A 16,321-nucleotide genomic window follows, 5' to 3' on the forward strand; every position below is an offset into this window, starting at 1 on the left:
TACTTTATGCTGAAAGCATGAAGCCGGCCGGCTCCGCATTCAAGCAAGGGAGGAAGAGGCATGACCGACTTGCCCGCAACCGCCAAAAACAACGCCGCCCTCTACGCGTTGGCTATATTATACGCGTTTGTCATCGGATTTTCCTTTATGTTTACGAAGCTTGCCTTGGATCACGCCGACCCGTTCGACTTGCTCGCCTATCGCTTCGCTTTGTCGTTCGCGGCGCTCGCCATTCCGGTCCGGGCCGGCTGGATCCGGATGCCGCCGCGCAGACAGCAGGGACGACCGCGATTGCCGCTGCTGCTCGTCAGCCTGGTGTATCCGACCGCCTTTTTCGGTCTTCAGTCGGTGGGGCTCGACGCCGCGACGACCTCGGGCGCCGGCATCTTCTCCGCCGCCGCGCCGATCTTCGCGCTGCTGCTCGGCGCGCTGCTGCTGAAGGAGCGGGCGAGCAAGCTTCAGCTATCGTCCGTCCTCGTGTCCGCCTTCGGCCTCGTCTTCATGACGGGCGTCTCGGCGGACGCGCTGCGGGGAACGAGCGCCCTCGGCGGCGGCCTGATCCTGCTGTCGGCGGTCGCGCTCGCGCTGTACGGCGTGCTGGCCCGCGGCCTGCGCAACGCATACACCGCCGTCGAGTTGAGCTACGCCATGATGCGAACGGGCTGCTTGTTTTTCGTCGGGCTCGCGCTCGTGCGCCACTTGACGCAAGACACGATGTCCGCGCTGCTCGCGCCGGCGTCCGAGCCGGGATTTTGGCTGCCGCTGCTCTACATTGCGATCCTATCGTCGCTCGTCTCGTCGTGGCTGTCCAACTTCGCGCTCGCGCGCATCGAAGCGTTCAAGGTCAGCCTGTTCGTCAACCTGGGCAACCTCGTCTCGATCTCTTCCGGCGTCCTGATCATGGGCGACCATTGGAGCGGCGCGCAGACGATCGGCACGGCCTGCATGCTGGCCGGCGTGATCGGCGCGAACTACCGCGGCGGGAAGCGCCGTGATGCCGACAGCAGGGGGACCGGGGCAGATTTGACAAAAAACGACGCGGCGGAGGCGGAGGAAGTCCCGAATAGAAACAACAACGTCGCCGTGAGCGCCGAATCCTCGCCGGAAGTCCCGGATAGGAACAACAACGTCGCCGTGAGCGCCGAATCATCGCCGGAAGTCCTGGATAGAAACAAAAGCGCAGTCTCGTCCGCCTAACAGCGACCGGAAGTCCTGGGTAGGAACAGCGCCTTCGTCTCACTCGCCGCGCGGTCTCCGGAAGTCCCGTATAGAAACAAAATCCCCGTCGCGTGCGCCGAATCATCGCCGGAAGTCCCGCATAGAAACAAAATCCCCGTCGCGTGCGCCGAATCATCGCCGGAAGTCCCCAGCGGAACAAAAGCGCAGTCTCGTTCGCCTAACAGCCGCCGGAAGTCCCGGATAGGAACAGCGCCTTCGTCTCACTCGCCGCGCGGACTCCGGAAGTCCCGTATAGAAACAAAATCCCCGTCGCGTGCGCCGAATCATCGCCGGAAGTCCCGAACGGAAACAAAAGCGCAGTCTCGTCCGCCCGACCATCGCCGGAAGTCCTGAGTAGAAACAAACCCGCCGTCTCGGCAGCCGGGAGCGAACGCTTAAATCAGGTGCAGCTCCCGCACAAAATCTATTTTCGGAGGTCGATCGCTCATGAAAATCGCAGTCGCAGGCGCCTCGGGCGCGATCGGAAAATCACTTATCCCCTTGCTCGTCGCTGCCGGACACGAAGTAACGGGCTTCACCCGGCACGCGGCGAACGCAGCTTGGCTCGAGGCGCAGGGCGCGAAGGCGGCCGTGCTCGACATATTTGACCGCGAAGCCGTATTCGCGGCGATTCGCGAGGCGGAGCCGGAGACGATCATCCACCAGCTCACCTCGCTCGGCGAGCGCGACTTCGCATCGAACTCGCGCATCCGGATGGTCGGCACACGGCATCTGGTCGACGCCGCGTCGGCCGCTGGCGTACGCCGGATGATCGCGCAGAGCATCTCATGGGCATACGCACCGGGGGAAGGCCCCGCGTACGAAGAAGAGGCGCTCGACCTGAACGCACCGGCACCCCGCAGCGGCATGATTCAAGGCGTGCACGCTTTGGAGACGGCGGCCTTGGAGATGCCCGAAGCCGTCCTCCTGCGGTACGGGCTGTTCTACGGCCCGGGAACATGGTATGCGAAGGACGGCTTCATGGCCGACGAGGTTCGCCGCGGCGCGCTGCCCGCCACGGACGGGGTAGCGTCGTTCGTCCACGTCGACGACGCGGCATGGGCCGCGCTGCTCGCGCTGGACTGGCCGTCCGGGGCCGTGAACGTCGTCGACGACCGTCCGTCGCCGGGCGGCGAGTGGCTGTCGCATTATGCCGCGCTGCTGGGCGCGCCGGCTCCGGAGCGGGTGCCCGGCAGCGCCCGCGGCGAGCGCGGTGCCTCCAATGCCAAGGCGAGGCGGCTCGGCTGGCAGCCGCGCTTCGCCGATTGGCGCGACGGCTTCGCCGCGACGCTTGGCTGAAGAATTCACCTTCATTACCATGTGTTCATATTTCATTTCATCTGTGAGTAAAAATGATTTAGTTCTAAATGACTATAAATTTAAAAAATTTTCCGATAAGTATCGACACCGCCTACCATTTTTCCTATAATTATTTAACGAATGGGAGTAATTCCAAGTTGCGATTTTCCAATGCAGAGAAAGATTACTAAATAACTATGTATGAAGACCTACTAGGTTATCTTCCATCAAAAACAAAGGGAAACGGGGACGGAAAATGAATTTCAAGCACGTTTTATTACTCGGAGCGGCGCTAATATCAGTTGCGGGTCTAGTGGGGTGTTCTTCGAACAAGGAGGCTTCTTCCTCTAAAAGCCCGCCATCTTCCTCAGTAGCTCCAAGCACGAGCGTTGCTAGCCCTGCGGCGACTCAGGCTGCCGAAAAAACTGCAGAGCAGAGCCCGCCTGCTTCCCAAAAAGCAGAGCCTCAAGTCGTAAGCGAGCAAACGATGTACGCGGATCATGCGGTCTCGGCGATTCCGGAAATTGCGGATGGACTGCAAATGGATCAAAAAAAGCTATGACTTTGTAGTGAAAAATTATAAACTGTTCCCCGCGAAAACCACAGAAGATATCGGGGCTGCAAAAAAAATGGTGGATGCCAGCATCTCGAGCAAGCTGATAAACAAAAATGCCGCTCCCTATTTAGATAAGATGGTTTCCTTTAGCGGTGTAGTAATATCTATCGAAGAGACCCAACTCGACGCGGATAACACGCTTGCAATCGCTCATGTATTGGATGAGGACGAACAATCCTACCAAGTCATGATCTATAAGTCGACAGGAGATATTTTAGAGGATGATTCCGTTCAGTTCTGGGGCGTGCCTATCGGGGCTTCCGGATTCGAAAATGTTTCAGGTGGTTACACCAACGCCATTTTCGTACTCGGATCCCATATTGAGAAAATACAGAGCGCTTAACTTAGCAATGCTAAAAGTATCCGATGTGTGATTCGGGTACTTTTTTTATGAAAATAGGTCTTTGCGCGACTGTGCTGAAGGCACGACAAAGCAAGACGGTCTCTCGGCGGACCTTGGTCTGAAAGTGAGGATCAGGCTAAACTAGAAATCGCGAATCCTTTGGCTTCAAACTGTCGAATGACCTCGGCTTCGCGCCGTTTCTCACGTTCTTGCCTGAAGCATTCCACATAGTCTGCTCCAAGCTCTTCATAGGGTGTTTTTGTTGCGATCAAATGGTAGATAATTCGCAGCGGAGTATGTCCCAACGCGACCAGTGCCTTAATACACTACGAAGGCGCTCGAGGATGTTCGTTTGTCTGAGTGCATCTTTAACAAACACAAAACAAATTCGCCACTTCGAAGGATGTAATCGTTCCAACTGCGGCCGCCTGTCATTCGACGGAGCTTGATCTTGGTTTGATGAAAATTACATCCAGTTGTATTTCGTTCATAACACTTCAACCAAGGAAGGGAACGTGCCTATTCTTTTCTTCGACCCGAACCTGAACATTTTGCGGTTTATAGCCGTATATGACAATCATGTCCAAAGTTCGGCGGAAAAGGGCTGATCGGTCTCGATTCGGACCCCTTTCCGTCGCCTCCGCAGCAATCTGCAGGCACGACCGTCATTTTCAGATTCAGCAATGTGCTCGCGCAAACGTCGTTTACGACCAACTAGGCCTCCGCTATCGATCCGATAACGCCGATTGCAGGTTACGATACGACCCATATCGTTGAGGATCCGAATCTTTCATTCGGCGCGTGTTACTGGCTGATGTTGATTTGATTTGTGCCTCGACGTTCGATGACAGGCACGCAGGCGCTTCGCCTTTGAAGCGTCTGTTCGCCGTTGTTTTAAAAAAGTGAATTTCCCTCTTGCACCTTACGTTGCGTCACGTCTTATAGTAAAGTTACGGACATAAGGCGGGACGGGAGGCGGAAAAAGTGGCCAAGCATCGGGAAGGTTCGACGGACGGCGAAGCGGGCGCGGCGAGCCGCCGCTGGAAGGTGGGGGACATCGCCGCGCTGACGGGTCTGACGATTCGCACGCTGCGCTACTACGATCAGATCGGCTTGTTTTCCCCTTCCGGCCAGACCGGCTCGGGGCACAGGCTGTACGACGAATCTGACCTGTCACGCTTGCACCAGATTCTGGCGCTCAAGGAGCTGGGCCTGCCGCTCACGGAGATTCAGTCCGTCCTCGAGCGGGACGCGCCCGACTTGTCCGAGATCATCGCCGCCCAGATCGGCCGGCTGCGGGAGAAGATTCGCGTCCAGCAGAAGCTGCTGAGCGAGCTGGAGCAGGCGTCGGCGGCCGTGCGTTCGCACGCGCCGCTCGGCGTGGAGGCGTTCACGAAGCTGCTCGGCATGATGAAGCAGAGCCACGAGAAGTATTTTTGGGAGCGGCGGACGCAGGCCGAACGAGCGCTCGACCGCTTGGGCGATTGGCTGGCGAACGAGCCGGAAGACCATATTCAGGGAGGATGAACAAAATGGAACAACAAGAACAACGCTCGGCGCATCACGCCACCTTTACGGTGGAAAGAACGTATCCCGCGACGCCGGAGCGCGTCTTCAGATCCTGGTCTGACGCCAAAGCGAAAGCGCGCTGGTTTTCCCCCGCCGAGACCTTCGACTTCCGCGTCGGCGGACGGGAGTACAGCCGCGGCGGACCGCCGGAAGGTCCCGTCTTCACGTTCGACGCCTGCTACCAGGATATCGTGCCGAACGCGCGCATCGTTTATTCGTATGTCTTGGACATGGGGGACCGGCGAATCTCGGCCTCAGTGACGACGGTCGAGCTGCACCCGGTCGAAGGCGGCACGCGGCTGGTCTTTACCGAACAGGGCGTGTATCTCGACGGACTCGATACGCCCGAACAGCGCGAGCATGGCACGAACGAGCTGCTTAGAATGCTCGGCGACGCCCTCCAGAGCGAGCCCGAAGCGTCTTGATTTGATGGCTAGACTGTGCCCGTTTAGGCGGGGGAGCGGTGAGCGTGACGCTTGTGGGCCGAACGGTACGAACGAGCAGCCAGCAAATAGCGCAAAATTGCGCTAACCTAGGACCTCTGTCGCGCTGCAACTTAAGCGCGAAGTGCGTGGGGGGCATGCGGCGACGTAATGCCAGCAAATAGCGCAAAATTGCGCTAACCTAGGACCTCTGTCGCGCTGCAACTTAAGCGCGAAGTGCGTGGGGGGCATGCGGCGAGCGGATGGCCAATAAATAGCGCAAAATTGCGCTATCCTGCGCCCGCCATCGCGCTGCAACGTAAGCGCGAAAGGGCGTGGGGCGCATGCGGCGACGTAATGCCAGCAATTAGCGCAAAATTGCGCTATCCTGGGCCCGCTGTCGCGCTGCAACGTAAGCGCGAAGTTCGTGGGCGTATGCGGCGAGCGGATGGCCAGTAAATAGCGCAAAATTGCGCTAACCTAGGATCTCTGTCGCGCTGCAACGTAAGCGCAAAGTACGTGGGGGCCCGCCGCGAGCGGGCCGCGCCCAGACGAACAAAGAGAGCCGGACCGTCGCCCCTGGAGGCGGCAATCCGGCTTTTTTTCTCCGTGCCAAATAGGTTAACGCGCGCGCGAATCGCTGCTGACGTCGTTGAAAAATTTGATCGCGTACAGCGCGCAGATACCGACGATCGTATACACGATACGGGATGCGACTTCTTCCTGACCCCCGAACAGTTCGGCGACGAGATCGTACTTGAACAGACCGACCAGCAGCCAGTTGATGCCTCCGATGATCAGAATGGCGAGCGCGATGGCGTTTAGCGTTTTCATACCGGATCCACTCCTTCAGCCGAATTTTGGCGGTTCATCGAGAAAATACCCCTTTGCGGAGATTTCTATACATAAGTTACGCATTCCGGCCGTTTCTTATGTTAATTTTCCACAAGAATTTGCGGAGCGCGGCCAAATGAGAACCCGTTCGAAATGGGGGGGTATCCGCCAAAATGATGCCGAAACCGGTTGAACGCGCCGCCGCCTGCTCCTATTCCTCCGGATAAGGATCGATCGTGCGAATGGCGCCGTCGGCCTCGTAATGCAGCTCGGTCATCTTCACGCAGCGCTTGTTGTCCGCCCCGCCCGACAGCGAGCTGTCGTGGTAGAACAGGTACCACTTGTCCCGATAGCGGACGATCGAATGGTGCGTGGTCCAGCCGACGACGGGGGTCAGAATCGTGCCTTTGAACGTGAAAGGGCCGTACGGTTCGTCCCCGACGGCATAGACGATCTTGTGCGTCGTCCCGGTCGAGTAGGAAAGGTAATACCGCCCTTCGTGCTTGTGCACCCAGGGTCCCTCGAAATATCTGCGCTCCTCGTCCCCGGCGCGAATCGGCACGCCGTCCTCGTCCACGATGCGGATCTCGCGCGGCTTCTCCCTGAATCCGAGCATATCGTCGGTCAGCTCCGCCACGCGCGGTCCGAGCGCGGGCTCGTCGCCCGACGGCCCCGCGGCATCCGGCTCGAACGCGCCGGTCTGCCACTTTTCCAGCTGCCCGCCCCACAGACCTCCGAAGTAGACGTACGCTTTGCCGTCGTCGTCCGCGAACACGGCCGGATCGATGCTGAAGCTGCCGGGTATATAGTTCGGCTCCGCGCGGAAAGGTCCCTTCGGCGAGATGCCGGTCGCGACGCCGATGCGGAAGACGTCGTTATAGTCGCGCGCCGGGAAGAACAAGTAGTAGGTGCCGTCCTTGTAGGCCGCGTCCGGCGCCCACAACTGCTTTTTCGCCCAGGGAATATCGTTCAGATGCAGCGCTTCGCCGTGGTCGAGCGCCTGCGTCAGATCCTCGTTCAGCGAGAGGACGTGGTAGTCCTCCATATCGTACTGGTCGCCGTTGTCGTTCGACGTCATCTCGTGGTCCAGATCGTGCGAAGGGTACACGTACAGCTTGCCCTCGAAGACGTGGGCGGAAGGATCCGCCGTGTAAATATGCGTGACCAGCGGCGCGCCGCCCCGCGATTCTATCGTCATTCCGGCACCTCCTTGTAAGCGCATCCAATGGATTTCTTTTCATCTTAGCAAATATATCGCCGCGCAAATACGGCACAATGATTAGGTTTTATACCTATAATCTTTAGGAGTTGGCCGCCTTCGCCGAACGGTTGGCTGAACATTCGTTCTTTGTGATACAGTAGACGGGATTGGACTCATGCGAAAAACGGGCGGCGATGCGATTGGTCAAATGGAGCGAACTGAACACGCTGCGAAACCAGATTTTCGCCGCTTTTACGTTGACGATGATCGTCGTGCTAACCTTTGCGGGCATCTATATTTACGGCCAGGTATCCGACCTGCTGCGGAGCAGCGCGGAAAAGCATATCCAGCAGACGGCGGTGCAGGCGAACGGACGCCTCGACGCGCTGCTCGACCAGATCGACTCGCTGACGACGCAGGTGGCGACCAACGATTACGTCCAGAAGCTGCTGCTCCAGGAAGCGGACGGCGTCCGCGCCGCGTTCGCCCAGCGCCAGTCGCTGCTGCAGATCGCGAGCACCTACACGGCCTATTCCACGGGCATCCGTTCGATGGAGCTCTACGCCAGGGACTACAGGCGATTGTTCCCCCTCGATCAGACCAGCCTGGACGCGAGGGTATCGCAGGATATGATCTGGCAGACCGACCGCCTGAAGGGCCGGCTCGTCTGGTTCGGACTCGATCCGGCGCAGCCCGATACGGTGCTCGCGATGCGCCGCATCAGCCTGATCGACCGCGGCTACGCGGCGGGCGGCTATCTGGCGGTCCGGCTCAGCCGGGATTACTTCGAGATGAACGCGCAGACCGCCGGAGAGGGAGAGGCGCGCGGCGACGACGAGTACATGCTGCTCGCGGACGGGCAGGGCGCGCCGATCACCTCGGACCTGTCGGCCGAGGACGCCAAGGAGGTGCTCGCGCAGACCGGCTCCGCCGTCTCCGTCGGCGGCGAGGAGCTGTTGTCCGTTCGCCGGCAGTCCCGCGCGACGGGCTGGACGCTCGTGCTGCTCACGCCGGTCCGCGCCTCGACCGAAGGCATCTCGGTGCTGCGCACCGCGATCCTCGTGTCGATCGGCATCGGCGCGGTGGCGTTTTTGCTGCTGACGCTGCTGCTGTCCACGCTCATCACGCGCCCGATGCTGAAGCTGATGCGTACGATGCGCGGCGCGCGGCTGGGCGGACTCAAGCAGAACCTGTCGCCGTCTCCGACGATCGCCTCCCTGGAGATCCGGGAGCTGAACAACACGTACAACCAGATGGTGACCCACATGAACGAGCTGATCCAGGTCGTCTACGAGAAGGAGATCACCCAGAGCCGCACCGAGCTGAAGGCGCTGCAGGCGCAGATCAATCCGCACTTCCTGTTCAACACGTTGGAAGCGTTCTATTGGTCGCTCGAGGACAAGGGAGAAGAGGAGCTGGCGGGCATCGTCGTCGCCATGTCCGGCTTGTTCCGTTATGTCATAGGCGGCACGGGGGGGCGACGACGAATGGGTGACCGTCCGCGACGAGCTCGAGCATGCGCAGCGGTATTTGCAGATTATGAAAATGCGTCTGATCGACCGGCTGGACTGGCGGATCGCCGCGGACGAGGGGCTCATGCACGTACCGATCCCGAAGCTGATCATTCAGCCGCTCGTGGAGAACGCGATCCTGCACGGCGTGGAGAGCCGCATCGGCCCGGGGTCGGTGACGATCCAGGTATCGTCGGGCAAGCCGGGCATCGCGACGGTCGCCGTCATCGACGACGGCCTCGGGATGGATGAGCAGACGCTGGCCAAGCTCCTGCAAAAAATCGAAGGCGGCAGCCAGCAGACCGCTTCCAAGAAGGGGGGCGGGGGGTGGCCATGTCCAACGTGCAGCGACGCCTCAAGCTGTATTATCCGGACGCCGCGGGAGCCGGCAGCGGCTTGCGTATCGAGAGCAAGGCCGGCGTCGGTACGATTGTCCGTTTCGATATCACCATACCTCCGGGAGGAGTCGAACCGTTGTGAAGACGTTATTGATCGTCGACGACGAGCCGCGCACGCGTCTCGGCATCCAGAAGACGCTCGTCGCCTGGGCGGCGGGCAAATACCGGATCGAATGCGCCGCAAGCGGCGTCGAAGCGCTTGAATGGCTGAAGACGAATCCGGTCCATATTCTCATCACGGACGTGCGCATGCCCGAGGTCGACGGCTTGCAGATGCTGGAGACGCTCGCCAAACGCGGGCCGCTGCCCGTCGTCATCGTCATCTCGGGCCATGCCGAATTCGAATACGCCAAAAAATCGCTGCAGCTCGGCGCGTTCGACTATATCCTTAAGCCGCTCGACAAAGCGGCGCTCATCGACACGGTGCAGCGGGCGTTCGAGCGCGACAGCGACAAGGATCGCGTGGGCGCGATGGAGAAGCTCGTCGATCCGAAGCTGCTCGAGGCAAGCCGCGACGAAGCTCGGTACGGTACCTCCGTCAAGGACGCGATCGACTTGATTTACGGCCATCTGCATGAGGCGATCACGATGAAGCAGGTCGCGGAGCAGCTTCACCTGAACGCGAGCTACTTCAGCGTGCTGTTCAAGGAGCAGACGGGCGTGACGTTCAGCGACTATTTGACGCGCATCCGGCTGCAGAAGGCGAAGGAGCTGCTCGTCGCGACCCGCCTGCCGATCTGGGAGATTGCCGAGAAGGTCGGCTACCAGACGGTCAAATATTTCATCAAGGTGTTCAAAGAAAGCGAAGGGACTAGCCCCAGGCAGTATAGGCAGCAAGCGGCGGAAGAAGATCCGTCGATCCAATAAAAGTGGAATTTCTCCCAATCGCAGTTAACTGTTGCGCTTACATTTCCGGTTTTATACTGTGTATGCGATTACAAAGTGACTGTGTCGTAAAAAAGGGAGGCTAAAAAAATGAAACGCGCACTATCCGCAAGCACCGCCATCGTCCTCTTGTCCTCCGTCCTGGCCGCGTGCGGCTCGGACGCTTCCAACAACGCAGGCGCCAGCCAATCGGCCAGCCCGAGCGGCGGCGCCGCCTCGAGCAGCGCCGCGCCCTCGGACAGCGGCAAGCCGAAGGAAAAGGTGACGATCAACCTCTGGAGCTTCACCGACGAGATTCCCAACATGACGAAAAAGTATACCGAGACCCACCCCGACGCGAACGTCGAGTTCAAGACGACCGTCATCGCGACGACGGACGGCGCTTATCAGCCAGCGCTCGACCAGGCGCTCGCCGGCGGCGGCAAGGACGCCCCCGATATCTATGCGGCCGAATCGGCCTTCGTCCTGAAGTATACGCAAGGCGACGCCTCCGACTACGCCGCGAACTACGCGGATCTGGGGCTCGGCGACGATCTGGTGAAGGACGCGGGCATCGCCCAGTACTCCGTCGACATCGGCAGCAAGGAAGGCCAACTCAAGGGGCTCGCCTACCAGGCGACCGGCGGCGCCTTCATCTATCGCCGTTCGATCGCCAAGGACGTATTCGGCTCGGACGATCCGGCGACGATCAAGACCGCGGTCGGCCCGGGCTGGGATAAGTTCTTCGACGCGGCCGCCAAGCTCAAAGCCAAAGGCTACGGCATCGTATCCGGCGACGGCGACATCTGGCACCCGATCGAGAACAGCTCCGACAAAGGCTGGATCGTGGACGGCAAGCTGCATATCGATCCGAAGCGCGAGCAGTTCCTCGATTTCTCCAAGAAGCTCAAGGACAACGGCTATTCGAACGATACGAAGGACTGGACGGAAGCCTGGTACGCCGACATGTCGGGCACCGGCAAGCAGCCGATCTTCGGCTTCTTCGGCCCCGCCTGGCTCATCAACTACGTCATGAACGGCCAGGTCAAGGACACGAACGGCGACTGGGCCGTGACCGAATCGCCGACCGGCTTCTTCTGGGGCGGCACGTGGCTGCTCGCCAACAATAACGTCGTCAAGGACGACGCCAAGAAGGCTGCGGTCGCCGACTTCATCAAGTGGGTGACGCTGGACACGTCCGAGACCGGTCTCCAATATTACTGGGCGAACGGCACGATGAAGGCGGGCGAGCAGGGCACGAAGGACAGCGTCGCGTCGAGCGTCGTGATGTCCAAGTCGAACGGCGAAGTCGCGCTGCTCGGCGGGCAGAACATGTTCGACGTATTCGTACCGGCCAACGCCAACGCGACCGGCAAAAACCTGACGCAGTACGACGAGTCGATCAACCTCATCTGGCGCGATCAGGTGCGCGAATACGCGAACGGCACCAAGAGCCGGGAGAAGACGATCGCGGACTTCAAGCAGAAGGTCAAGGACCAGCTCGACATCGACAGCGAATAAGACGGCACTTTGCGCCGAAGGGGCGGGTCGACGGCCCGCCCTTTATATGAATAAACGAGGTGGTAGCCATGCGCCGCAAGAGCGTCAGCTATTCGAGATTCGGCTACATGTTCAGCTTGCCTTTCATACTCGCGTTCCTTGTGTTCTCGTTCTATCCGGTCTTGTATACGGCTGTCATCGGCTTTACCGACATGAAGGGCGTCATTCCGAAGCCGGTCCATCTGCTGGACAATCCCTTCGGCAACTTCGCCGATCTCATTATGCACAATACGTCGTTTCGCATTTCGCTTACGAATACCGCGTTGATCTGGATCCTGAACTTCATTCCCCAGATCGGACTGGCGCTGCTGCTCACCGCCTGGTTCACCAACCAGCGGCTCAAGGTGCGGGGGCAAGGCGCGTTCAAAGTGCTCCTCTACATGCCGAATATTATCACGGCGAGCACGATCGCCGTGCTTTTTAACTCTTTGTTTTCCTATCCGATGGGTCCCGTGAACAGTCTGTTCGAGAGTCTGGGCTGGATCGACGCGCCGGTCAACTTCCTGCAGGACAAGACGACCGCGCGGGGCATCGTCGCCTTTATCCAGTTCTGGATGTGGTACGGCAATACGATGATCATCCTGATCGCCGGCGTCATGGGCATCAACCCCGCGCTGTTCGAGGCCGCCTCCATCGATGGCGCTAACGGCTGGCAGACGTTCATGCGGATCACACTGCCGAGCCTGAAGACGATCATGCTCTATACGCTGATCACGTCGATGATCGGGGGGGCTTCAGCTGTTCGACATCCCGCAGCTGTTCCTGTTCGGCGGTCCCGACGATGCGACGCTCACGACGTCCGTCTTCATCTACGGGCAAGCGTTCAAGGGCAGCTACCTGTTCAACAAAGCGGCGGCGGCCAGCATGATCATGTTCGCGATCGCGGCGGTCCTGTCGGGTCTCTTGTTCTACCTCATGCGCGACCGCGACGCCTCCCGGCTCAAAAAAGCGCAAAAAAAGAATCGATAAAGCTGCGCGAGCGGCGGCAAGGGGGGCTGTGATTCATGCAAAACGTACGGACCGAATCCAGAGCCTCGCTTCAAGTCAACCGCACGATCGTCTATATCGTCTGCATCGCCCTGGCGCTGCTCAGCATCCTGCCGTTCTGGATCATGTTCGTGAACGCCACGCGTTCGACGGCGGAGATCCAGAGCGGGCTGTCCCTGCTGCCGTCCACGCATATGAAGACGAATCTGGACGTGCTGCTGAGCAAAAGCTTCGATCCGCTCAAAGGATTTTTCAATTCGCTCATCATCTCGGGCTTCTCGACGCTTTGCGCGGTTTACTTCTCGTCGCTCACCGCCTATGCGCTGGTCGCCTACAACTGGAAGCTCCGCCAGGCTTTCTTTACGTTTATCCTGCTCGTCATGATGATCCCGGCGCAGGCGAGCGCCATCGGCTTCTACAAGTTCATGTACCAGCTCCATTGGACGAACAGCCTGCTGCCGCTCATCCTGCCCGCGATCGCGGCGCCTGCCATCGTATTCTTCATGCGGCAGTACCTGCTCTCGATGCTGTCGATCGAAATGGTGGAAGCGGCGCGTATCGACGGAGCGGGGGGAGCTGTACACGTTCAACCGGATCGTGCTGCCGATCATGGTACCGGCCATCGCCACCCAGGCGATCTTTGCTTTCGTCGCCAGCTGGAACAACCTCTTCATGCCGCTCATCCTGCTCACGCAGAAGGAAAAGTACACGCTGCCGATTATGGTCAGCCTGCTTAAAGGGGATATTTACAAGACGGAGTTCGGTTCGATCTACATGGGGCTCGCCCTTACGGCCCTGCCGCTCTTCGTGATATACTTCCTGCTATCCAGGTATATTATCGCAGGCGTCGCGCTCGGCGGCGTCAAAAGAATAAGAACCCGCGATCCGTCCGGCCCGGCGCCGGACGGATCGTCATGCTGTATGGTGGAGGCAATGAACGTGCGAATAACCATTCGGGCGGTAACGGCGCTGGCTGCGGCCGGCGCGGTCCTCGCGGCGGCCGGATGCCGGCAGGACTCGGACGATCGGCTCGCCTCGAACGCGGGCGCGGGCGCCGGCGACCAGGTGACGATCAGGATGATGCATCTGTGGCCGGAAGCCGGCGCGCTCGGCCAGCACCGGATCGTGAACAAGATCATCGAGGAGTACGAGGCGGAGCATCCGAACGTCGTCGTCAAGCAGGAAGTGCTCGACAACGAGCAATACAAGGCGAAGCTAAGGGTGCTCTCCGCCGTCAACGAGCTCCCGGACGTCGGCTTGACTTGGGCGGCGGGGGCGCTGCGGCCGTTCGTGGAGGGCGGGCTGTTCACGCCGCTCGACGACCTGCTGCGCGGCGAGCTGAAGGACTCGTTCGTGGCGGGCACGACGGAAGCGTATGCCGTGGACGGCAAGACGTACGCGCTGCCGCTCGAATTCAATATCGCGCCGATCTACTATAATAAAGCGCTGTTCCGCGAGTTCCATCTGGCGGTCCCCAAGACGTACGACGAGCTCCGCGGCGTCATCGGGACGCTCGCGGCGGGCGGTCTCGCGCCGATCGCGCTGGGCAATCAGGACCGCTGGACCGGCTCGATGTGGTATATGTACATGGCCGACCGTATCGCGGGCGCCCAGACCTTGGCGGACGCCATCGCGGGCAAGCGCTCCTTCGCCGATCCCGGTCTCGTCCGGGCGGCGCGGAGCGTGCAGGACCTGGTGGACGCGGGCGCCTTTAACCCGAACTTTAACGGTCTGTCCAACGATGAAGCCAAGGCGATGTTCTTGAGCGGCAAAGCCGCCATGTACATGGTGGGCACGTGGGAGCTGCCGAATTTCACGACGAACGAAGACATCCCCCAAGACTTCCGCGACAGCGTCGGCTTCTTCAAGTTCCCGACGGTCGAGGGAGGCAAGGGAGATATCGACGGCTGGGTCGGCGGCCCCGGCGTCGGCATGTTCGTCGCCGAGAACTCCGAGGTGAAGGCGGAGGCGAAGTCGTTCGTCGAATACTTCGTCAAGCGCTGGGGCGAGCGGTCCGTCACCGACGCGGGCGTCATCCCGGCGACCAAGGTCGATACCGCGGCCGTCAAGCTGCCGCGGCTGTACGTCGACCTGCTGAACGAGATCAACAAAAAAGACGAGCGTCACGTTGTTCGCCGACGTGCAGATGACGCCGGCCGCCGCCGAGACGCACCTGAACCAGATTCAGGCCCTGTTCGGCAAAGCCGTCACGCCGGAAGCGTTCGCGGCCGCGCACGACAAGGTGATTGAGGCGGGGCATTGAGTGTGTGGTGAGGTAAGGTGGTCTGAGGCGAGGTGGTGTGGCGGCGTGAGGTGCGATGAGGTGAGATGATGTGTTGTGAGGTGACGTGTTGTGATGTTTTTTGTTGCGAGGCGGGCTTGGGCGGTAGGCGTCCGTTGATGCGCCGGATCGTTGTCAAAAGGCATCTAATTTTACGCCTGTCACGCCGCCTGCCCGGATAGCGGTCAAAAGACAGTTAATTCCTCCCGCTAAGCCGCATATCCGCCTCCGCCCGCCGAAGTAACTGCCTTTTAACACTTATCGCTTCTCGATTCGGGAAATCGGCGAATATAGCTGCTTTTTGACAACTATTTCCTTGCCTCCGCCCGCGCTATCGACAAAATCGCCCTCCCGCCACATACGTGGCCGCCGGAGGGCGATTTCTTTTCACAAACCCCTCACTTGATCCCGAACCGCACGAACGAGTCCACGATCTGGCGGCGCAGCAGCAGGTAGATGAGGAGGATCGGCAGGCAGGAGACGGTCGTGGCCGCCATCAGCGAGCCCCACATGTTGGAGTCGGAGTTGACGAACAGCTTGAGTCCGATCTGCAGCGGCGCGTTCTCCATCTTCTTGGTGATGAGCATCGGCCAGAGGTACTCGTTCCAGCCATTGATGAACAGGATGATGCCGAGCGAGGCGACCGAGGACTTGATGTTCGGCAGGATGAGCCGCGTCAGGATGCCGAAGTCGCTCTGTCCGTCGATGCATGCCGCCTCGATGAGCACTTTGGGGAACGACTGGAAGCTCTGGTACAGCGACAGGATGGCGAAGGTGGACACGGCGAACGGCAGCACGATGCCCATGAGCGTTTCGTTCATGCCCATGTCGTTGACGAGCACATAGTTGGGGATCATGATCGACTGGAAAGGGATGAGCCACGTAAGGCTCAGCAGCGTGAAGATGAGCGTCTGCCCGCGGAAGCGCCAGCGGACGAGCGCGTACGCCGCGAGCAGGCCGGTGGACAGCTGCAGCGCGGTCATCAGGATCGAGACGCCGAACGAGTTGAACATCATGCGGAAGATCGGCATCTGCTCGAACGCGTAGCTGTAGTTGCTCAGGATCGGGCTGGGCGGCAGGAAGTCGGACTTGAAGATGTCCGATTCGTTTTTGAACGACGAATTCAGCATCCAGTACAGCGGGAACAGCGCGATCACGCACATGAGCGACAGCAGGCCATGCTGCAGGATCGAGACCGCCGGCGATTTTCTTTTCATG

14 protein-coding genes and 1 pseudogene are annotated in these 16,321 nt (G+C 59.9%); 12 read left to right on the top strand and 3 right to left on the bottom strand.

What is annotated here, in order from left to right:
* The first annotated feature begins 60 nt into the window (after positions 1-60).
* From OMP40_RS07730 to OMP40_RS07750, 5 genes are all read left to right on the top strand, one after another.
* Positions 61-1,197 (top strand): DMT family transporter, encoded by a 1,137-nt coding sequence (locus OMP40_RS07730; protein WP_277530494.1) that lies wholly within the window; start codon positions 61-63, stop codon positions 1,195-1,197.
* Between the two features lie 468 nt (positions 1,198-1,665).
* Positions 1,666-2,517: an NAD-dependent epimerase/dehydratase family protein gene (locus OMP40_RS07735; protein WP_277530496.1), complete on the top strand. Its 852-nt coding sequence runs from the start codon at positions 1,666-1,668 to the stop codon at positions 2,515-2,517.
* Positions 2,518-3,047: 530 nt separating this feature from the next.
* Positions 3,048-3,476, top strand: coding sequence for a hypothetical protein (locus OMP40_RS07740; RefSeq protein ID WP_277530498.1), 429 nt, complete (start codon positions 3,048-3,050; stop codon positions 3,474-3,476).
* 984 nt (positions 3,477-4,460) lie between these two features.
* Positions 4,461-5,003: a MerR family transcriptional regulator gene (locus OMP40_RS07745; protein ID WP_277530499.1), complete on the top strand. Its 543-nt coding sequence runs from the start codon at positions 4,461-4,463 to the stop codon at positions 5,001-5,003.
* Positions 5,004-5,008: 5 nt separating this feature from the next.
* On the top strand, positions 5,009-5,470 hold the full coding sequence (locus OMP40_RS07750; protein WP_277530501.1) for an SRPBCC family protein: 462 nt from the start codon (positions 5,009-5,011) through the stop codon (positions 5,468-5,470).
* 618 nt (positions 5,471-6,088) lie between these two features.
* On the opposite strand, the gene OMP40_RS07755 is transcribed toward OMP40_RS07750, so the two are convergent.
* Together OMP40_RS07755 and OMP40_RS07760 are read right to left on the bottom strand one after the other, a co-directional pair.
* On the bottom strand, positions 6,089-6,301 hold the full coding sequence (locus OMP40_RS07755) for a DUF378 domain-containing protein (RefSeq protein WP_090116399.1): 213 nt from the start codon (positions 6,299-6,301) through the stop codon (positions 6,089-6,091).
* Between the two features lie 211 nt (positions 6,302-6,512).
* Entirely contained in the window at positions 6,513-7,499 is a 987-nt protein-coding gene (locus OMP40_RS07760) for a glycoside hydrolase family 43 protein (RefSeq protein WP_277530503.1), read from the bottom strand.
* Positions 7,500-7,702: 203 nt separating this feature from the next.
* On the opposite strand from OMP40_RS07760, the gene OMP40_RS07765 reads away from it, so the two are divergent.
* The 7 genes and pseudogenes from OMP40_RS07765 (at position 7,703) to OMP40_RS07790 (ending at position 15,085) form a co-directional block, all read left to right on the top strand.
* Positions 7,703-9,265, top strand: coding sequence for a cache domain-containing sensor histidine kinase (locus OMP40_RS07765; RefSeq protein WP_338131056.1), 1,563 nt, complete (start codon positions 7,703-7,705; stop codon positions 9,263-9,265).
* Entirely contained in the window at positions 9,162-9,614 is a 453-nt protein-coding gene (locus OMP40_RS39830) for an ATP-binding protein (protein ID WP_338131057.1), read from the top strand. The genes OMP40_RS07765 and OMP40_RS39830 overlap by 104 nt, the downstream gene beginning before the upstream one ends.
* A complete protein-coding gene (locus tag OMP40_RS07770) occupies positions 9,502-10,278 on the top strand; it encodes a response regulator transcription factor (protein ID WP_338131146.1) in 777 nt (258 codons plus the stop codon). The genes OMP40_RS39830 and OMP40_RS07770 overlap by 113 nt, the downstream gene beginning before the upstream one ends.
* 108 nt (positions 10,279-10,386) lie before the next feature.
* Positions 10,387-11,796: an ABC transporter substrate-binding protein gene (locus tag OMP40_RS07775; protein ID WP_277530507.1), complete on the top strand. Its 1,410-nt coding sequence runs from the start codon at positions 10,387-10,389 to the stop codon at positions 11,794-11,796.
* A 68-nt stretch (positions 11,797-11,864) separates the two neighbouring features.
* Positions 11,865-12,836 (top strand): carbohydrate ABC transporter permease, encoded by a 972-nt coding sequence (locus OMP40_RS07780; RefSeq protein ID WP_277530508.1) that lies wholly within the window; start codon positions 11,865-11,867, stop codon positions 12,834-12,836.
* 3 nt (positions 12,837-12,839) lie between these two features.
* On the top strand, positions 12,840-13,559 hold the full coding sequence (locus OMP40_RS07785) for a carbohydrate ABC transporter permease (protein WP_277530509.1): 720 nt from the start codon (positions 12,840-12,842) through the stop codon (positions 13,557-13,559).
* A 196-nt stretch (positions 13,560-13,755) separates the two neighbouring features.
* A pseudogene (locus tag OMP40_RS07790) lies at positions 13,756-15,085 on the top strand (extracellular solute-binding protein).
* Between the two features lie 416 nt (positions 15,086-15,501).
* On the opposite strand, the gene OMP40_RS07795 reads toward OMP40_RS07790, so the two are convergent.
* Positions 15,502-16,320: a carbohydrate ABC transporter permease gene (locus tag OMP40_RS07795; protein ID WP_277530511.1), complete on the bottom strand. Its 819-nt coding sequence runs from the start codon at positions 16,318-16,320 to the stop codon at positions 15,502-15,504.
* Position 16,321: the final 1 nt, after the last annotated feature.

It is taken from the genome of Cohnella rhizosphaerae (assembly GCF_029525575.1).
Classification (GTDB): Bacteria; Bacillota; Bacilli; order Paenibacillales; family Paenibacillaceae; genus Cohnella; species Cohnella rhizosphaerae.

Excerpts from the sequence above, each read along its gene's own strand:
- OMP40_RS07730 (WP_277530494.1), top strand. The coding sequence starts at position 61 with ATGACCGACTTGCCCGCAACCGCCAAAAACAACGCCGCCCTCTACGCG.
- OMP40_RS07735 (WP_277530496.1), top strand. The coding sequence starts at position 1,666 with ATGAAAATCGCAGTCGCAGGCGCCTCGGGCGCGATCGGAAAATCACTT.
- OMP40_RS07740 (WP_277530498.1), top strand. The coding sequence starts at position 3,048 with ATGGACTGCAAATGGATCAAAAAAAGCTATGACTTTGTAGTGAAAAAT.
- OMP40_RS07750 (WP_277530501.1), top strand. The coding sequence starts at position 5,009 with ATGGAACAACAAGAACAACGCTCGGCGCATCACGCCACCTTTACGGTG.
- OMP40_RS07755 (WP_090116399.1), bottom strand. The coding sequence starts at position 6,301 with ATGAAAACGCTAAACGCCATCGCGCTCGCCATTCTGATCATCGGAGGC.
- OMP40_RS07760 (WP_277530503.1), bottom strand. The coding sequence starts at position 7,499 with ATGACGATAGAATCGCGGGGCGGCGCGCCGCTGGTCACGCATATTTAC.
- OMP40_RS07775 (WP_277530507.1), top strand. The coding sequence starts at position 10,387 with ATGAAACGCGCACTATCCGCAAGCACCGCCATCGTCCTCTTGTCCTCC.
- OMP40_RS07780 (WP_277530508.1), top strand. The coding sequence starts at position 11,865 with ATGCGCCGCAAGAGCGTCAGCTATTCGAGATTCGGCTACATGTTCAGC.
- OMP40_RS07785 (WP_277530509.1), top strand. The coding sequence starts at position 12,840 with ATGCAAAACGTACGGACCGAATCCAGAGCCTCGCTTCAAGTCAACCGC.
- OMP40_RS07795 (WP_277530511.1), bottom strand. The coding sequence starts at position 16,320 with ATGAAAAGAAAATCGCCGGCGGTCTCGATCCTGCAGCATGGCCTGCTG.